Genomic DNA, 17,659 nt, shown 5'->3' on the forward strand with positions numbered 1-17,659 from the left:
TATCCCCCGCTCATTCTAAAAAACATAATAGATACTTATATATGGAGGTGACCATGATGGTATGGTACGACATTGTATTCAGATTAGTTATCGCAATTATTGTAGGTGCTTGCATCGGAATGGAAAGGCAATGGAGACACCGAATGGCCGGGCTGCGGACAAATGCTCTCGTATCACTTGGTGCCTGTATATTTGTTTTATTATCCGTCATGCTTGATCATGATGCTAGCCCATCCCGCATTGCTGCTCAAGTTGTTAGTGGTATTGGTTTTTTAGGGGGTGGCGTTATTATCCGCGATGGTTTTAGTATTAGAGGGCTAAATACGGCAGCTACTTTATGGTGTGCAGCTGCTGTCGGTACTCTTACAGGCGCCGGTTTCCTCGTTACAGCTATATTAGGTGCAGCCGGCGTGTTACTAGCAAATATACTTCTTCGCCCAATTGCTCTTTTTATGAATAAAAAATCAAAAGAAGAATCACCTGAACAAACGAACTACTTACTTTCCCTTACTTGTTCAGAAGAAAATGAAGCACATATTCGTTTTTTACTTATGCATATGGTAAGTACAGAAGGGCTCAGTTTAAAAGAGTTGTATAGTGAAGATGTAGATTCTAATCAAAAAGTTTGTATACAGGCTACATTACATTGCAAGTCAAATGCAGCTATCTTAATTGAAAAAATAGTAAGTAGAATGCTATTAGAATCTGGCGTTACTGGAGCTGGATGGAAGACTTCTTTAGATTTAGAAGCGAGTTAAATAGGAAAGGTGTCATGATATTTACTACTTCATGACACCTTCTACATAAACTTATTTTCTAACTTTTGTTGAAACGACTTCTCTTGCTTACGTAGTAGTTGACTACCTCGTTGTAAAAGTGGTGTTCCATACTTATCATTAATTTGATCAATGACAGCAAGTAGCGGTTCTTTTTTTGCATCCTCTTCAAATGAAAACAAATCTAATTGTTTCACCGATTCTGTCTTCCACTCTATTTCAGTAGCTGTAACACCTAGTAAACGCACGGAATCACCATCCCAATGTTGCTTCCATAAACGGGATGCTGCTTGAAAAATATCGCGTTCTTCCCAAATCGCATTTTTCAATTGCTTACTCCGTGTTACTGTTCGCCTATCATGGTATTTAATCATAATTTGAATATTATAGCTGACAAGGGTTCGCTTTTGTAACCTTTTACTCACTGACTTTGATAAACGTTCTAACATATCAAGTAATTCTTTCTCTTCATCCATATCCTTTGAAAAAGTCATCGAGTTACCGACGCTTTTATGCTGTCCCATTTGACTCGGATCCACTTCCCTATCATCCATACCTTTTGCACGCCTTTGCAAATCAACACCGTGCTTGCCAATTTTAGAGCGAATGATATGCTCGTCTCCCTTTGCCAACTGTTCAATTGTCTGTATATGAATATCATTTAATTTTTCAGCTGTTTTCTCACCAATTCCATGCATTGCTCTAACTGGACGTGGCCAAATCAGTTCTGGAATATCGCGTTTTCGAAGCACGGTAATACCAAGTGGTTTTTTCATATCTGAAGCGGTCTTTGCTAGAAATAGATTTGGAGCAATTCCGATACTACACGGAAGCTGCAACTCTGTTAATAGTGCCTGTTGAATCATCTTTGCTATTTCAAGAGGCGAACCAAGTGCGTAGCAATCTGTAATATCTAAATATCCTTCATCTATTGAGACTGGTTGTATCTTTTCTGTAAAACGAGAAAGGACTTGAAACATTTGAAATGAAGCTTCGCGATATAATGTGAAATTAGGACGCCTTACAACTAATTGCGGGCATAACCTTTTCGCTTCCCAAAGGGGCATCGTCGTACGTATTCCGTATTCTCTCGCCTCATAACTACATGTTATAATAATTCCTTTTCTCTCTTTTTCATTTCCAGCAACCGCTAATGGCTTTCCTTGTAATGATGGATCATGAGCAATTTCAACAGATGCGAAAAAGCAATTCATATCTACATGCAAAATTACACGACCATTTTTCGGATACATTTCTCGCATAGTACTCACTCCCTAATCAGAACATTCGTTCTTTCATTATATCAAATTTTGCACAATAGTTATAATAATTACTTGTTCTTTTTTATAATCCATATAAAGAGGATACACATGTGAAAGAGGCTGATTATGATGAAATTAACTATATGTTCCTTGTAGTTATATTAATCATCATAATTAATTATTTACTCCTTCCAATTTTCAACATGAATACGTTTGGATTTTTCTCTCGTCTAATATTATATACTGCCATGATTTTTCTTGTATTGGCTTATACGCCTTGTAAAAATAATCGAATCAAAATAAAAAGCGTGTAAATCACAATTGATTTACACGCTTTTTCTATTCTATTACTTCGCTACTTCTTCAATAATTGCAACAACTAATTCTGCTGTTTTTGCTAACTCTTCAACAGGAATCTTCTCGTTTGTTGTATGAATTTCTTCATAACCAACTGCCAAGTTAACTGTTGGGATACCGTGTCCTGCAATTACGTTTGCATCACTTCCGCCACCACTTTGGTGAAGAGAAGGTGTACGACCAATTTTTTCAGCTGCACGTTTTGCAACTTCTACAACGTGATCGCCATCTGCAAATTTAAATCCTGGGTACATAACGTTTACTTCAACGTCTGCATGACCACCCATTTCTTTTGCAGTTGTTTCAAATGCTTCTTTCATTTTCGCAACTTGTGCTTCCATTTTCTCATTGATTAAAGAACGAGCTTCTGCAAAGATTTGTACATGATCGCAAACGATATTCGTTTGTGTACCACCTTCAAAACGTCCAATGTTTGCAGTCGTTTCAGAGTCAATGCGACCAAGTGGCATCTTCGCAATTGCTTTCGCTGCAATAGTAATTGCAGATACACCTTTCTCCGGTGCTACACCAGCGTGAGCTGTTTTCCCGCGAATAATTGCGTTCACTTTCGCTTGTGTTGGAGCTGCAACAACGATTTCACCAACTTTTCCATCGCTATCTAATGCGTAGCCATACTTCGCTGTAATACGCTCACGATCTAAAGCTTTTGCACCAACAAGACCTGATTCTTCTCCGACTGTAATAATAAATTCAATTTTACCGTGAGGGATATTTTTCTCTTTTAAAACACGGATTGCTTCGAACATTGATGCTAATCCAGCTTTATCATCCGCGCCCAAAATTGTTGTACCATCTGATACGATATATCCATCTTTAATAGAAGGCTTAATTCCATTACCAGGAACTACTGTATCCATATGAGAAGTAAAGTAAATTGTATCAACACCATCTTTTGTTGCTGGTAAAGTACAAATTAAGTTACCTGCACCATGACCAGTTACAGCCATTGTGTCATCTTCAAATACTTCTACACCTAAATCTGTAAATTTCTTCGTTAATACTTTGCAGATTTCTGCTTCAAATTTCGTTTCAGAATCTACTTGTACTAATTCCATAAATTCATTTACTAAACGTTCTTGATTAATCATAAGACTGCGCCTCCTGCACTACCATTATGTATGTAACACTATTAATTATAACAGAATTTCGCAAAAGTTTCGAAATACAAGACAAAAAACAGATGGTTTACATGTCTAGATAACCATCTGCTTTCTATTACTCATTTAACAATACCCAGCGCATATGATCCTCCCACACGCCATTTACCATTAACATCTTCCTAGACACGCCTTCATATTGAAAGCCTATCTTCGTCACTACTTGTATAGATGCTAAATTACGAGGCATAATTGGAGCTTCTATACGATGTAACTGAAATCCCTCAAAAGCAACTTGAATTGCTTTTCTAAGCGCTTCTGTCGTATACCCTTTGTTTAACTCTGCTTTATCTAATTTATAACCGAGTACACAAGATTGATAAATGCCACGAACGATTAAATTAAATGAAATGCACCCAATTATTTTCGTATCATCACCTTTTTTAAAAATCCATAGTCTGATGATTTTCCCTTCTTCGAACTCTTTTCTATCCTTTTGCAACTTTTTCTTTTGATAATCTAGCGTAAAAAAATCATCCGGTCTATACTCTTCCCAAGCTTTTAAAAACTCACGATTTCTGTCGTAATATTGAAGAACTGTTTCAGCATACGACTCATCAATTTCCCTTAAATATAAACGATCTGTTTCGTATATTTTCATCATCGTATCTCCATTCTTCAGCTTGCCCAACTAAAAATTAACAATATACCCTTTTACTATATTCTCTACACACACTCAAATTTCCTGTTATATTTTGCAACCCCTTCCCGAATTTTGTCCTCACTCTCCCCTTGTCCATAATTTCATTTCTCGTTACAATGAAATTGTACTGATTTGCAAGGAGGTATAACGATGCATAAAAAAGCTCAAAAAATTATGGTTTATGTGATGCTAATTTCTATGCTTGTAACAACATTACTTGCTGGCGCGAGTATGTTTTGGTAAAAAGGGCGATGTGTTCGTCCTTTTTTTACTTTTTACACATGACAAAATAAACCATCTCGACATCGAGATGGTTTATTTTATATAAAACACAATCGCTACAATACTAAAGGAAAATGACATTACAAGTGCTATTACAAAACTTGTATATTGTTTCTGCTGAAATGCCCCGATAACAAAAGTGAGATTAAGTAATGCCATACATACAATCGCTACAAGATAAGAACATATATTAAAAGTTGCCAATATGAATGTAATAACAAATAGAAATCCCATAAAAAACTGCATATACGAAAGTTTTGGATTCAAGTACATATGAGCAACCCCTTTATCTAATTTTATCTTTCTATACTTTCATTAACGCACGGTTATGTACACATGTCAAGACAACTTATTACAATAGAAAAAGCCAACTTTTTCGTTGACTTTTTCATATGCAACGGCTCCTTTTTCTTTTGCCAATTGCTGAAATGATTTTTTCGATTTCACAATCCATACTTTCGTTCCAATTGGAATACGATCAAACAAATATTCCACATCGTTTTTCTTCATTCTTATACATCCTTGTGAAATATACTTTCCAATTGAACTCGGTTGGTTTGTTCCATGTATTCCATATTTACTTCCATCAGTGCCTCTTGCATTAAATCCAATCCACCTTGATCCAAGTGGATTTTTTGGCGATCCACCTGGAATATCCTTCGCAATATAATACGGATCCTTCGCTTTCATTACAACATCAAAAGTTCCTTCTGGAGTTAATTCATTCGTTTTTCCTGTCGCTACTGGAAAAACCTTTTGAATCTTTCCATCGTCAATGTAAGCTAATTTATTCGTTGCTTTATTTACAATAATAAAAGGATCTCCGGCACGTGGATTATCCCCAAGAGGCCAAATCGGCGATAAAGAAAGACATAATATGATAGAGAGAAGATACGGCATAGATAATTCCTACCTTCTATATAAGTTCTTTTATATTATCCTTTCCCTTAAAGCGACTTTTAATGAGTAAATATTGTTCCATTTCATACACAAGTTGAACAAGTTTCGCACGTATCTCAAATTCTTCGCGTGTAGCTGGCAATGGCATGTCTCTAAATAATTCCCTCATTTCTTGAAGCTGCCTTAAGGAAATAACTCCAGTACTCTCAGGGCTAATAGCATTACCAATGTTTTCAACAACATCTGCAATCATGTCAGCTTGTTCATACGTCCACGATAAAGAAGCTGCTAGTGGTATCATTCTCTCTAAAATTTCGAATTGTTGCATACGCATATTAAAATAACGATAGTAATAATCATCTTCTCGCATAAATGCATTCTCAAGTTTTTTAAACGATAAATCTCTTGCTTCATTTAACATATTCTCGGTTTCAATGAGTTCTGCTCCACTCCAACTACTTTCTCGATTTCGTAAATACACAACCATTTCAAACAAAATCGTTTTAAAATTACTCTCTATTTTATCCTGATACTCTTTTAGCTTATTTTCACTACTCGGCATATACATATTTACTAATAACGCCACGCTAATCCCTATCGTTAATATAGCAATTTCATTTCCAACTATAAGCCATGTAATTTGCTTCAATGAATATAGATGCATAACAATAACTGAACTCGTGACAATACCTTCTTGAATTTTAAGCATTACTGCAGTCGGAATAAATGTAAGTAACAATATGCTAATTGCAAGTGGTGTATAGCCGATCGTTTCAAAAATACAAAACGCGAATACCATTGATAATACACACGCTAGAAAACGATGTAACGACACTTGAAGCGATTTGCGCTTCGTATTTTGTACACATAAAATAACTAAAATACCTGCTGAACTATAAAATTCTAATCCTAATAACTGAGCAATAAAAACTGCCGCGCCTGTCCCAATTGCTGTTTTTACTGTACGGTATCCAATTTTGAACATATCATTGCTCCTATATGTATAAACGTATTTACAGCTAGTATAAAAAAAGGATGACACAATGTCATCCTTTTCTACTTATTATTCACATAACCTTTTCATATTACAATATTTTTTGTAAAAATTGTTGCGCACGTTCACTTTTCGGCGCTGCAAAAAATTCTTCTGGCGCACTATCTTCTACAAGCTTTCCTCCGTCCAAGAAAAGAACACGATCTGCCACTTCTTTTGCAAAGCCCATTTCATGTGTAACGATAGCCATCGTCATTCCAGTCGTAACTAACGATTTCATAACTTCTAACACTTCTTTCACCATCTCTGGATCTAGCGCCGATGTCGGTTCATCAAATAACATAACTTCCGGTTCCATAGCTAACGCTCTTGCAATTGCTACACGTTGCTTTTGTCCTCCCGAAAGACGATTCGGATACGTATCTTTTTTATCTACTAATCCAACCTTTTCTAAAAGTTTCTCAGCTTTCTTTTCAGCTTCTTGCTTCGTTACCCCTTTTACATTGATAGGAGCATACGTAATATTTTCTAATACAGTCATATGAGGAAATAAGTGAAAATGCTGAAAGACCATACCGACATTTTCACGAACATGCATAACATTCGTTTTCGGATTCGTTACTTCTTCCGTTCCAATCCAAATGTGACCATTCGTCGGTGCTTCTAACATATTCATACAACGTAAAAATGTTGATTTCCCTGATCCAGAAGGCCCTATAATTGCAACTACTTCCCCTTTTTCAATCGTTGTTGTGATTCCTTTTAATACTTCGTTTTTACCAAATGATTTATGAAGGTTTTCAATTTTAATCACTTTTCTTCATTCTCCCTTCAATTGCCTTCCCGACTAATGTAAGAATAATGACTAACATATAATAAATCAGTCCAACAAAAAGTAATGGTTCAAGATATTTAAACGTTTCACCGCCTACGATGTAAGCACGGCGCATTAAATCAGTCGCGCCTATTACTGTTACTACAGCTGATTCTTTCGTAAGTGTCGCAAATTCGTTCACAAGCGCTGGTAATATATTTTTTAATGCTTGAGGGAAAATAATATTTCTCATCATTTTTCCGTACGGTATCCCTAAAGCCATTGCTGCTTCTGTTTGTCCTTTATCAACTGCTTGAATACCAGCACGAATCACTTCTGACATGTATGCACCTGAATTTAAGCTAAATGCAAGTACAGCTGCTAAGAATGCTGGTATTTCATAACCAATTATTTGCGGGACGCCGAAATAAATAATCATTAATTGCAATACAAGTGGTGTACCACGAAAAATTGATGTATAAAAATCTGCTGCTATATTTAACGCTCGTATTCTAGCAATTTTACAAAGTGCTAATAATGTTCCTAAAATAAATCCTGCTAAAGCTGATACTGCTACAATTTTCAAAGTAACTTCTAAACCTTTTAGTATATACGGTATCGAAGGCGTAATCGCCGAGAAATCTAAATTCATACTGCTCATTCCCCTCACAGAAAAGTGAAAGGCAGCTTATTTTTCGCTGCCAAACCATTTCTTCACTAATTTATCCATTTCTCCATTTTCTTGCATTTTTTTAATTACTTTATTAAATTCAGCTGTTTTATCACTGTTTTTCGGAAGGGCAATTGCTGCTCCAACTTCTTCTGGTGCTTCTTTAATTTCAATTCCTTGTAAATCTTTCATTTTCTCTAAATAATTTTTAGCAACTGTGTCTTCTATAATTGCAGCGTCAAAACGACCAGCTTTAATTTCTTGTACGATTTCTGGTATACGGTCACGTCCCTCAACTTTGAAATCTACTTGTTTTTTAAATTCTGCTGCTTTCTCTTCTTGAATAGATCCTGTTTGTACTCCTACTTTTTTCCCTTTTAAATCCTCTACAGATTTAATGTTAGAATCCTTTTTAGAAACGACCATATTTTTCGCAACAAAATAAATATCTGTAAAATCAACATTATTTTTACGCTCTGCAGTTGGCGTCATGCCTGCCATTACGAAATCAACTTTTCCTGAACTAAGAGATGCTAATAAACCACCAAAATCCATATCTTTCACTTTCACTTCATACCCAAGTTCTTTTCCGATATATTTAGCAACATCAACATCAAAACCAATAATTTCATCACTTTTTGAAGCTTCCACGTATTCATATGGTTTATAATCTGCTGAAGTCCCCATTACGAGTACTTTCTTATTTCCTTTTGTTTCTTTCGATTCCCCATTACTACAAGCGCTGAATATACTTACAATTAAAATAAGTGCAAACGATATTGATAATAACTTCTTCATCTTTCTTCCCCCTAATAATGTATATTTAAAAGTTTAATAGAATATTTATTCGATGTTTGTATTGTATCAGCACTTTCATTTTTATGCAATATATAAAATAAAAATAAATAAAATCACAATGCAAACGCTGTTTGTTATGTATAAAACAATGCATAAAATAATATGACTATGCATATCTCAGAAATTAAAATAATAAATAAAAAAAGACGGCACATCCACTTGATTGTGGACGTGCCGCCTTTTTTCTTATTTTTTATAGTTCTTCACAATTCTCTTCGAAATACGATTGTAGTTTCGCAATAACTTGCATCGGTTCATGCCCTTCAATTTCATGACGCTCTACCATCGTTACAATTTTTCCATCTTTTAATAAAGCAAATGATGGAGAAGAAGGTGGGTACCCTTCGAAATATTCACGCGCTCTTGCTGTCGCTTCTTTATCTTGACCTGCAAACACCGTTACAAGGTGGTTAGGACGTTTATCATAATGTACGGAATGCGCAGCAGCAGGACGAGCAATACCACCTGCACAACCACATACAGAGTTTACCATTACAAGTGTTGTTCCATTTCTTTTAAACGCTTCTTCTACCGCTTCCGGCGTCGTCAATTCTGTATATCCAGCAGAGACAATCTCTTCACGCGCTTGGCGAACAACATCATTCATAAAAAAGTTAAAATTAATCACTCTTTTCCCTCCTCTAAAACTACCTATTTGTATCTTACCAGTTAATGTTTATGAAATACAAGTAAGTTTACTTGTATTTAAGTATAGAAAAGGTGTTAGAGCACTTGCTCTAACACCTTTTCTTTAATGACCACGATGTTTTTGCTTTGCTTTTTGTACTTTAATTAAACGTCTTCTTTCTTTTTCAGCTTCTCGCTTCTCTTTAGACTGCACTTTCTTTTCTTGTTTATGCAATTCATAAGATAAACTAATCGCCTCTTGCGCCTTAGTAAAACGTTTAACATTTGTTTCTTTTGCTACTTGTCGTATGATACGCTTTATGTTTTTAGGACGCTGTTTTTCTTTAACTTCTACACCACATTTTGCAAAATGCTGAAAGTGCTCTAAAAGTGAACCATTCACAAACATAAGCACTTCTTCATCTGACGGTTCCGTTCCAAAAATATACCTCGCTCCATACAATTTCCCTTGTTCTTTGCATGTAATAATTCCAACAAAAAATTGGCCATCATGATATACTGTCAACTCCATTGACAGCCCCTCCTTTAAAAAATTAGAAATACGGGACATCCCGGAGGGGAAGGTTACTGACATGAAATCATGCGTCTGGACTACCAACCAGAGCTGTGTTTTTGTATTTCTTTCACTATTATTATATCTTTTTTTCCATAATCTTCATATACTCAGCAATCATTTTTTTATGCGATCCTACAATATAGTCAGGTAGTTCTGTTACTGAAAAGAATTTAAGCTGAACTGCTTCTTCTTTATTCATAACAAAATCCCCTTCATATTCATCCGTATAATAGGCGGTTGTTACAGATTGAAATTCATCACCGTTTGCTAATTTTGTAAAGTAGTTCGCTCCAGAAAATACATTGATTAGTCGCAAGTTCTTCACTCTTATTCCTGTCTCTTCATATACTTCACGATAAGCTGTTTCTTCTGGTGATTCACTAAGCTCCATTAGCCCGCCAGGTAGCCCCCATTTTCCGTACGGCTCTGTCCGCTGCTGCAATAAAACATAACCATTTTCATTTATAACGAGTACAACAGCACCAACTAAAATTAAAGGGCGATGACCAACTATTTTTCGTAATTCTTCTACATATCCCACCGTATCGCCTCCTTTTTCGTTGTCCACACTATTGTATCATATGTATGAAACGACAAAATGCGTATATTTTTCATTTTTTTAACAAAATATTTATTTTATGTGATTCATCTACTGTAGCTAACATAATGGATTCAATTTCCGCACTCTTCTCTAAAAACTCTTTTGCCCACTCTTCTGTTTTTCCTATTAAAGCGAGAACGTCCTGCTGAATCCTTCCATCTTTCACTAAAATAAAAGAAACTGGAGACCTTCTCCCCGCCACTTTTAGATCACGCCGGGAAGCTGCTTCATATTCTGGATACTGAAATATAGAAACAACGCCACTCGCTTCCCATAATGCTAATTTAACCGTTTGAATATCGCTCACATTTCGCATGCGAAGTTCCGAAAATAAATATTCCGCCGTAATTCTCGCCTTTTTCAAATTGCTAAAATCAATGGAACCATTGTGTATAAGAACAATAGGTGCTGGCTCTAAAAAACGTCTCCATCTATCCCATTTCAACATTAAAATAGAGCTTACAATATGAAGTACAACTAGTATAAAAGTTGTAATCATTGAACCAAGTAATCCGACTTTTTCATCAGATAGTGCATTAGAAATATTCCCACCAAGCAATAATACTAATACAACATCTAAAAAGCGCAGCTGCGCGATGGATCTTTGCCCCATTGCTTTCGCAACTAATATTAAAAATATGTACGCTATTATAGCTCGAACAACCCATTCACCAATCGAAAGATGCCTTGCTCCTTCAAAAATATGCATATGCATCACTTTGCACTCCTTACATCCCAAACTGCTAGTCTGTTTTAGTTTGCAACGTTTATGAGCATATATGTAAAAAAGCTGGTTCGTTTAAAAACGAACCAGCTTTTTTTACTTAACTGAAAACATATATTTTTTATACGTTTTCCGTACCGATAGTATGAGCCCCATCATAATCATATTCGAGAATAAGGAACTTCCCCCGTACGATAAGAAAGGTAATGCAATACCTTTTACAGGCATTAATCCAACGATCATACCAATGTTTTGGAATATTTGAACCGTTAATATACCGATTGATCCAGCGCATAATAATGTACCAAATATATTATCAGCGGAATAACCAATAATAATTGTTCGATATAGTAGTAATAGGAACAAGAACACAACTAACGCCGCGACTATAAATCCACCTTCTTCGGCAATTGTAGCGAAAATAAAGTCAGTATGTTTCTCTGGGATATAGACGCTTCCTCCCCCAAACCCTTTACCTTCCATTCCTCCACTACCTACAGCTAAAATCGATTGCTGCGTTTGATAACCTTGATCTGCATTTTCAAATGGATTTAACCAACCTACAATACGCGACTGTTGGTGAGGTTTTAGTAAAGTAACTAAATTATTATAGAAAAAATCTTGATACTTAAAGAAAATAAATATTAAAGCAGATAGTATGGTCAACGGAATAACTGTACATAATGCTATCAATTTCTTTTGAATACCTGACATAAATAAAATACATGCAATAGCAGCAGCATATAAGAACACCATACCTGTATCCGGTTGACTATATACAACCGCCATAGGTGGCAGTGACACTAGCATAATTTTACCTACTAGCTTTAAATCTGTTTGGAATGTCCTTGCCATATACTGTGCATTATGTTTCACTGCTATACTCGCTACTACAAGTAGCAATGCAATTTTGAAAAACTCAGACGGCTGAATTTGTCCAAATACTGGGAAAACAAACCATCTTTTTGCACCTAATTTTTCAGGTGTAAAACCTGATGGTGGTAATACTTTCAAAAGAATAAGTGAAGCAAACCCGGCAATATAAAGCGGCCAAGATAATTTTTGTAACTGATCTAAATCAATGCTTGCAACAAGAAGTAACAATACAACCCCAATTATGTAGTTAACACCTTGTTTCATAGCAAAGTTTGCAGCTCCATACTGTCCCGTTTGCTGACTGCTATATATAGCAGCTATACTCGTCACACATAGTGCACACAAAATTAAAATTAATTTTACATCTAAACTTTTTAGAAACTCGGTACTTCTTTTCATGACATCCTCCTGAAACATTGTTACGGCAAAAATAAAAAACCAGGAGTCAACATTCTTCATGTTTTGACGACTGATTACACATTATCTATAAAACACTTATATAGAATAACTCTCTTTTTCATACAATACAATATATTATACTACAGTTTCATCAGTAAGATTTGCCAAAAAAATTATTCTTTTCTTATTTTATATCCATATACCATATATCAGCAATGTATTTTCGTAAATTCCTAATACATAATCGTTTATTGTAAGATTACTGGGAAAGGTATTTATACATATAGTAGGATGTAGATGAAGAAATAAGATAATAAAAAGCTCGCATAAGCGAGCTTTTTATTAATATACAGATGTATTATTTTCTGACATGTTTTCTAAAATTTCTTTAACACGTCCTAAGAACTTACCACAAATTAAACCATCAAGTACGCGGTGATCAAGTGATAAACATAAGTTAACCATGTCACGAGCACCGAACATACCGTTATCCATAATTACTGGGCGTTTTACAATTGATTCAACTTGTAAAATAGCCGCTTGTGGGTAATTAATAATACCCATAGATTGAACAGAACCGAATGATCCTGTGTTATTAATTGTAAATGTTCCACCTTGCATTTCGTCTGCTTTTAACGATTTCGTGCGTACTTTTCCTGCAAGTTCTGTAATTTCACGAGCGATACCTTTAATTGTTTTCTCGTCCGCTTGCTTAATTACTGGTACAAATAGTTCTTCCTCTGTTGCAACAGCGATAGAAAGGTTAATATCTTTCTTCTGAACAATTTTATCGCCAGCCCACATTGAATTAATTTGAGGATACTCTTTTAACGCTTGTGCCACTGCTTTTACGAAGAAAGCAAAGAACGTTAAGTTAAAGCCTTCACGCTTCTTAAAGTCACCTTTAATTGAGTTACGGTATGACACAAGGTTTGTCACATCTACTTCAATCATCATCCAAGCATGTGGTGCTTCATGTTTACTACGTAACATGTTTGCTGCGATTGCTTTACGCACACCTGTGACTGGAATTTCGATATCTCCAGGCATTGTAGGTACAGAAACTGGTTTCGCAGCTTCTACTTTTTGCGCTACTGGTGCTGCTTTTGGTGCTTCTGGGCGAGCTTCTACTACCGCCGCTACAGCTTTCTCTTTTTTCGCACCTGCTTGCGGAATATTTCCAGATTCCACTAGCTTTAAAATATCTTTACGAGTGATACGGCCATTTGCTCCCGTACCTTCTACTAAATCTAAATCAACGTTATGCTCACCCGCAAGTTTTAACACAGCTGGTGAAAAACGTGGCTTTCCATCAGTTGGTTGTTTTACTTTCGGTGCTTTTTCAGGCGTAATTGCTGCTGCCTTTGGTTCTTCTTTCGTTTTTTCCTCAACAGCTGTTGCTGCTACTTCGTCTGCGCCTTCTACTTGAATCACACAAACTACTTCACCTACAGCTAACGTATCACCTTCACCAGCTATTAACTCTTTCACAATACCAGTGAAAGAAGATGGTACTTCAGCATTTACTTTATCAGTCATTACTTCTGCAAGCGGATCATACTTGTTTACGTGATCGCCAACATTAACGAGCCATTTACTAATTGTGCCCTCTGTAACGCTCTCCCCGAGCTGAGGCATTGTAATATTTTCTACAGCCATGTATAGTCCCCCCGATTAAAATTCCGCAAGTTCACGCATTGCTTTTTCAACTTTATCTGGATTTACCATAAAGAATTTTTCCATTGTTGGTGCATATGGCATTGCTGGAACGTCTGGACCTGCAAGACGTGCGATTGGCGCATCTAGATCAAATAGACAGTTTTCAGCAATAATTGCTGCCACTTCACTCATAATGCTTCCTTCTTTATTGTCTTCTGTTACAAGAAGAACTTTACCTGTTTTAGAAGCCGCTTCAATGATTGCTTCTTTATCTAATGGATATACAGTACGTAAATCAAGAATGTGTGCAGAGATGCCATCTTGTGCTAACTTTTCAGCTGCTTGAAGAGCAAAATGAACACATAATCCGTACGTGATAACTGTAATATCATCACCTTCACGTTTTACATCTGCTTTTCCGATTGGTAATACGTAGTCATCCTCTGGCACTTCACCTTTAATTAAACGATATGCACGTTTATGTTCGAAGAATAATACTGGATCTTCATCACGAATGGCTGCTTTTAATAAGCCTTTTGCATCATATGGTGTAGAAGGGATAACGATTTTTAAACCTGGTTGGTTTGCAAACATCGCTTCTACAGATTGTGAATGATACAATGCACCGTGAACACCCCCACCAAATGGTGCACGGATTGTAACTGGACAAGTCCAATCATTATTAGAACGATAACGAATTTTTGCTGCCTCAGAAACAATTTGGTTTACTGCTGGCATGATGAAATCAGCAAACTGCATTTCAGCGATTGGACGCATACCATACATTGCTGCACCAATTGCTACCCCAGCAATTGCAGATTCTGCAAGCGGTGCATCAAGCGCACGATCTTCACCAAATTGATCATACAAACCGTGTGTCGCTTTAAATACGCCACCTTTTTTACCAACATCTTCTCCTAAAACGAATACTTTTTCATCGCGTTCCATTTCTTCGCGCATTGCTAATGTAATAGCATCAATATAAGACATTACAGCCATGAAACGTTCCCCCTATTCTGCGTATACGTGCTTCAATGCATCTTCAGGTGCTGCATACGGAGCATTTTCTGCATATTCTGTTGCTTCATTTACGATATGCATAATTTCGTCTAACATTTGTTTTTCCGATTCCTCAGTTAACACACCAGCTTCTTTTAAATAAGCCGCGAATGTTATAATTGAATCTTTTTTCTTTGCTTCTTCTACTTCTTCTTTATCACGATAAACACGATCATCATCGTCACTAGAATGTGCTGTTAAACGATATGATACTGTTTCAATTAAAGTTGGGCCTTCACCACGACGACCGCGATCTGCTGCTTCTTTTACAGCTTTATATACTGCAAGCGGATCGTTTCCGTCTATTGTATATCCAGGCATACCATAACCAATTGCACGATCTGATACGTTTTTACATGCTAATTGTTTTTCAACTGGAATAGAGATTGCATATTTGTTATTTTCACACATAAAAATAACAGGTAGTTTGTGTACACCAGCAAAGTTTGCCCCTTCATGGAAGTCACCTTGGTTTGAAGAACCTTCTCCAAATGTAACGAACGTTACTAAATCTTTCTTCTCCATTTTTCCAGCTAGTGCAATACCAACTGCATGTGGTACTTGCGTTGTTACTGGAGATGAACCTGTAACAATACGATTTTTCTTTTGACCGAAGTGACCAGGCATTTGACGACCACCAGAGTTTGGATCTCCAGCTTTTGCGAAAGCAGACAACATAAGCTCTTTAGCTGTCATACCAAATGCTAGTACAACACCCATATCACGGTAGTATGGTAATGCATAGTCTTTCTCTCTATCAAGAGCGAACGCCGCTCCAACTTGTGCAGCCTCTTGTCCTTGACAAGAAATTACGAATGGAATTTTTCCAGCACGGTTTAATAACCACATACGTTCGTCGATTTTACGTGCAAGTAACATCGTACGGAACATTTCTAATACTTGCTCATCACTTAAGCCAAGCTCTTCATGGCGCTTTTCTTTTACTTCTGCCATTTTTCATAACCTCCTAAATCCACATTTTTATGCGTGTAACGCTCTTCCATCTACAGCAAGTGCTGCTTCACCAATCGCCTCAGATAATGATGGATGCGGATGAATTGTATGTGCTACTTCCCAAGGTGTTGCATCAAGTACTCTTGCAAGACCAGCTTCAGAAATCATATCTGTTACATGTGGTCCAATCATATGAACACCAAGAATGTCATTTGTCTCTTCATCAACTACAAGTTTTACGAAACCATCTGATTCTCCGTATACAAGTGCTTTTCCGATTGCGCGGAATGAGAACTTACCTACTTTTAACTTATAGCCTTTTTCTTTCGCTTCTTGTTCTGTTAAACCGACAGAAGCAACTTCTGGACTGCTATATACGCATTTTGATACCATAGAGTAATCAATTGGTGTAACTTCTTTCCCTGCAATATGTTCTACTGCAGCAATCCCTTCATGAGAAGCAACGTGAGCAAGTTGCAAACCACCGATTACATCTCCAATTGCGTAAATATGCGATTCTTTCGTTTGATAAAACTCATTTGTTTGAATGTATCCTTTTTCCACAACGATATCTGTGTTCTCTAAGCCAATATTTTGTGTATTCGCTTGTCTTCCTACAGATACAAGCATTTTTTCAGCTTTAAATTCTTTATTCTCACCGTTATGTTCAGCTTGGATTGTTACTCCATTATCTTTTACCAATGTTTCTGGTAATACTTTTGCACCAGTTACCACTTTAATACCTTTTTTCTTGAATAGACGTTGCATTTCTTTTGAAACGTCCTGATCTTCTAGTGGTAATATCGTTTTCGCATACTCTAATACTGTAACTTCTACACCGAAGTCAGCAAGCATAGATGCCCACTCAATACCGATTACACCGCCACCAACGATAATAATCGAACTAGGAAGCGTTTCCATTTTTAGGGCATGATCTGAAGACATTACGTATTCTCCATCTAATTCTAAACCCGGTAATGAATTTGGACGAGAACCTGTTGCAACAAGTACATTTTTTGGAATTAACATTTCATTCTCTTCTCCACTTGCAAGTTCAACTGAAATTGTCCCTGGCATAGGAGAAAAAATAGACGGGCCAAGAATACGGCCAATACCTTCAAACACATCAATTTTACCTTGTTTCATTAAATGTTGAACGCCTTTATGAAGCTGCGTTACAATCTTCTCTTTACGCTCTTGTACTTTCGCAAAGTTTAGTTCTACATTGCTTGCGATAACTCCGAACTCCTCGCTTTTTTTAGCAGTTGCATATACTTCCGCACTACGTAAAAGAGCTTTACTAGGAATACATCCTTTGTGTAAACAAGTACCACCAAGATTTTCTTTTTCGACTAGTGCTGTTTTTAACCCTAATTGTGATGCACGAATTGCAGCAACATATCCACCAGTACCGCCGCCAACGATGACTAAATCATATTCTTTTGCCAT

20 protein-coding genes are annotated in these 17,659 nt (G+C 36.5%); 2 read left to right on the plus strand and 18 right to left on the minus strand.

Features of this window, described 5'->3' with window-relative positions; genetic code table 11:
* The first annotated feature begins 56 nt into the window (after window positions 1-56).
* Window positions 57-758 carry an MgtC/SapB family protein gene (locus RT27_RS09395; protein ID WP_043935915.1) on the plus strand — a complete coding sequence of 234 codons (702 nt, stop codon included), beginning with the start codon at window positions 57-59 and terminating at the stop codon, window positions 756-758.
* A 41-nt stretch (window positions 759-799) separates the two neighbouring features.
* Here RT27_RS09395 and RT27_RS09400 read toward each other — a convergent pair whose 3' ends face one another.
* The 3 genes from RT27_RS09400 to RT27_RS09415 form a co-directional block, all read right to left on the minus strand.
* The gene (locus RT27_RS09400; protein ID WP_029443275.1) at window positions 800-2,038 is read right to left on the minus strand and encodes a DNA polymerase IV; all 1,239 of its coding nucleotides are present in this window, start codon (window positions 2,036-2,038) and stop codon (window positions 800-802) included.
* A gap of 347 nt (window positions 2,039-2,385) precedes the next feature.
* Window positions 2,386-3,504 (minus strand): tripeptidase T, encoded by a 1,119-nt coding sequence (locus RT27_RS09410; RefSeq protein ID WP_000609803.1) that lies wholly within the window; start codon window positions 3,502-3,504, stop codon window positions 2,386-2,388.
* 127 nt (window positions 3,505-3,631) lie between these two features.
* Complete coding sequence (locus RT27_RS09415) at window positions 3,632-4,177, minus strand: GNAT family protein (protein WP_042969071.1); 546 nt, start codon at window positions 4,175-4,177, stop codon at window positions 3,632-3,634.
* 189 nt (window positions 4,178-4,366) lie between these two features.
* Here RT27_RS09415 and prli42 point away from each other — a divergent pair, with 189 nt between their 5' ends.
* Window positions 4,367-4,459, plus strand: coding sequence for a stressosome-associated protein Prli42 (prli42, locus tag RT27_RS33100; protein ID WP_000549037.1), 93 nt, complete (start codon window positions 4,367-4,369; stop codon window positions 4,457-4,459).
* Window positions 4,460-4,531: 72 nt separating this feature from the next.
* On the opposite strand, the gene RT27_RS09420 is transcribed toward prli42, so the two are convergent.
* From RT27_RS09420 to lpdA, 15 genes are all read right to left on the minus strand, one after another.
* Complete coding sequence (locus RT27_RS09420; RefSeq protein WP_000281167.1) at window positions 4,532-4,771, minus strand: DUF3894 domain-containing protein; 240 nt, start codon at window positions 4,769-4,771, stop codon at window positions 4,532-4,534.
* 66 nt (window positions 4,772-4,837) lie between these two features.
* Window positions 4,838-5,398, minus strand: coding sequence for a L,D-transpeptidase (locus RT27_RS09425; protein WP_043935917.1), 561 nt, complete (start codon window positions 5,396-5,398; stop codon window positions 4,838-4,840).
* Between the two features lie 16 nt (window positions 5,399-5,414).
* A complete protein-coding gene (locus tag RT27_RS09430) occupies window positions 5,415-6,383 on the minus strand; it encodes an aromatic acid exporter family protein (RefSeq protein ID WP_000472671.1) in 969 nt (322 codons plus the stop codon).
* Between the two features lie 100 nt (window positions 6,384-6,483).
* Window positions 6,484-7,206, minus strand: coding sequence for an amino acid ABC transporter ATP-binding protein (locus tag RT27_RS09435; protein WP_000590208.1), 723 nt, complete (start codon window positions 7,204-7,206; stop codon window positions 6,484-6,486).
* On the minus strand, window positions 7,199-7,858 hold the full coding sequence (locus RT27_RS09440; protein ID WP_001046915.1) for an amino acid ABC transporter permease: 660 nt from the start codon (window positions 7,856-7,858) through the stop codon (window positions 7,199-7,201). Before RT27_RS09440 ends, RT27_RS09435 begins: the two co-directional genes overlap by 8 nt.
* A gap of 36 nt (window positions 7,859-7,894) precedes the next feature.
* The gene (locus RT27_RS09445; protein WP_016080336.1) at window positions 7,895-8,674 is read right to left on the minus strand and encodes a transporter substrate-binding domain-containing protein; all 780 of its coding nucleotides are present in this window, start codon (window positions 8,672-8,674) and stop codon (window positions 7,895-7,897) included.
* Window positions 8,675-8,927: 253 nt separating this feature from the next.
* Entirely contained in the window at window positions 8,928-9,341 is a 414-nt protein-coding gene (locus tag RT27_RS09450) for a BrxA/BrxB family bacilliredoxin (protein WP_001979317.1), read from the minus strand.
* 144 nt (window positions 9,342-9,485) lie between these two features.
* A complete protein-coding gene (locus tag RT27_RS09455) occupies window positions 9,486-9,893 on the minus strand; it encodes a YjdF family protein (protein WP_016080335.1) in 408 nt (135 codons plus the stop codon).
* A 121-nt stretch (window positions 9,894-10,014) separates the two neighbouring features.
* Window positions 10,015-10,479, minus strand: coding sequence for an NUDIX hydrolase (locus tag RT27_RS09460; protein ID WP_016080334.1), 465 nt, complete (start codon window positions 10,477-10,479; stop codon window positions 10,015-10,017).
* 70 nt (window positions 10,480-10,549) lie between these two features.
* Window positions 10,550-11,254: a YetF domain-containing protein gene (locus tag RT27_RS09465; RefSeq protein WP_016080333.1), complete on the minus strand. Its 705-nt coding sequence runs from the start codon at window positions 11,252-11,254 to the stop codon at window positions 10,550-10,552.
* A 105-nt stretch (window positions 11,255-11,359) separates the two neighbouring features.
* The gene (locus RT27_RS09470; RefSeq protein WP_016080332.1) at window positions 11,360-12,538 is read right to left on the minus strand and encodes an FtsW/RodA/SpoVE family cell cycle protein; all 1,179 of its coding nucleotides are present in this window, start codon (window positions 12,536-12,538) and stop codon (window positions 11,360-11,362) included.
* Between the two features lie 342 nt (window positions 12,539-12,880).
* The gene (locus RT27_RS09475; RefSeq protein ID WP_016080331.1) at window positions 12,881-14,197 is read right to left on the minus strand and encodes a dihydrolipoamide acetyltransferase family protein; all 1,317 of its coding nucleotides are present in this window, start codon (window positions 14,195-14,197) and stop codon (window positions 12,881-12,883) included.
* A gap of 15 nt (window positions 14,198-14,212) precedes the next feature.
* Window positions 14,213-15,196, minus strand: coding sequence for a 3-methyl-2-oxobutanoate dehydrogenase subunit beta (gene bfmBAB, locus RT27_RS09480; RefSeq protein ID WP_000290071.1), 984 nt, complete (start codon window positions 15,194-15,196; stop codon window positions 14,213-14,215).
* 12 nt (window positions 15,197-15,208) lie between these two features.
* Complete coding sequence (bfmBAA, locus tag RT27_RS09485) at window positions 15,209-16,210, minus strand: 3-methyl-2-oxobutanoate dehydrogenase subunit alpha (RefSeq protein WP_000852551.1); 1,002 nt, start codon at window positions 16,208-16,210, stop codon at window positions 15,209-15,211.
* Window positions 16,211-16,237: 27 nt separating this feature from the next.
* The gene (gene lpdA / locus RT27_RS09490; protein WP_001051295.1) at window positions 16,238-17,659 is read right to left on the minus strand and encodes a dihydrolipoyl dehydrogenase; all 1,422 of its coding nucleotides are present in this window, start codon (window positions 17,657-17,659) and stop codon (window positions 16,238-16,240) included.

This window comes from Bacillus sp. L_1B0_5, assembly GCF_000836715.1.
Lineage (GTDB): Bacteria > Bacillota > Bacilli > Bacillales > Bacillaceae_G > Bacillus_A > Bacillus_A thuringiensis_S.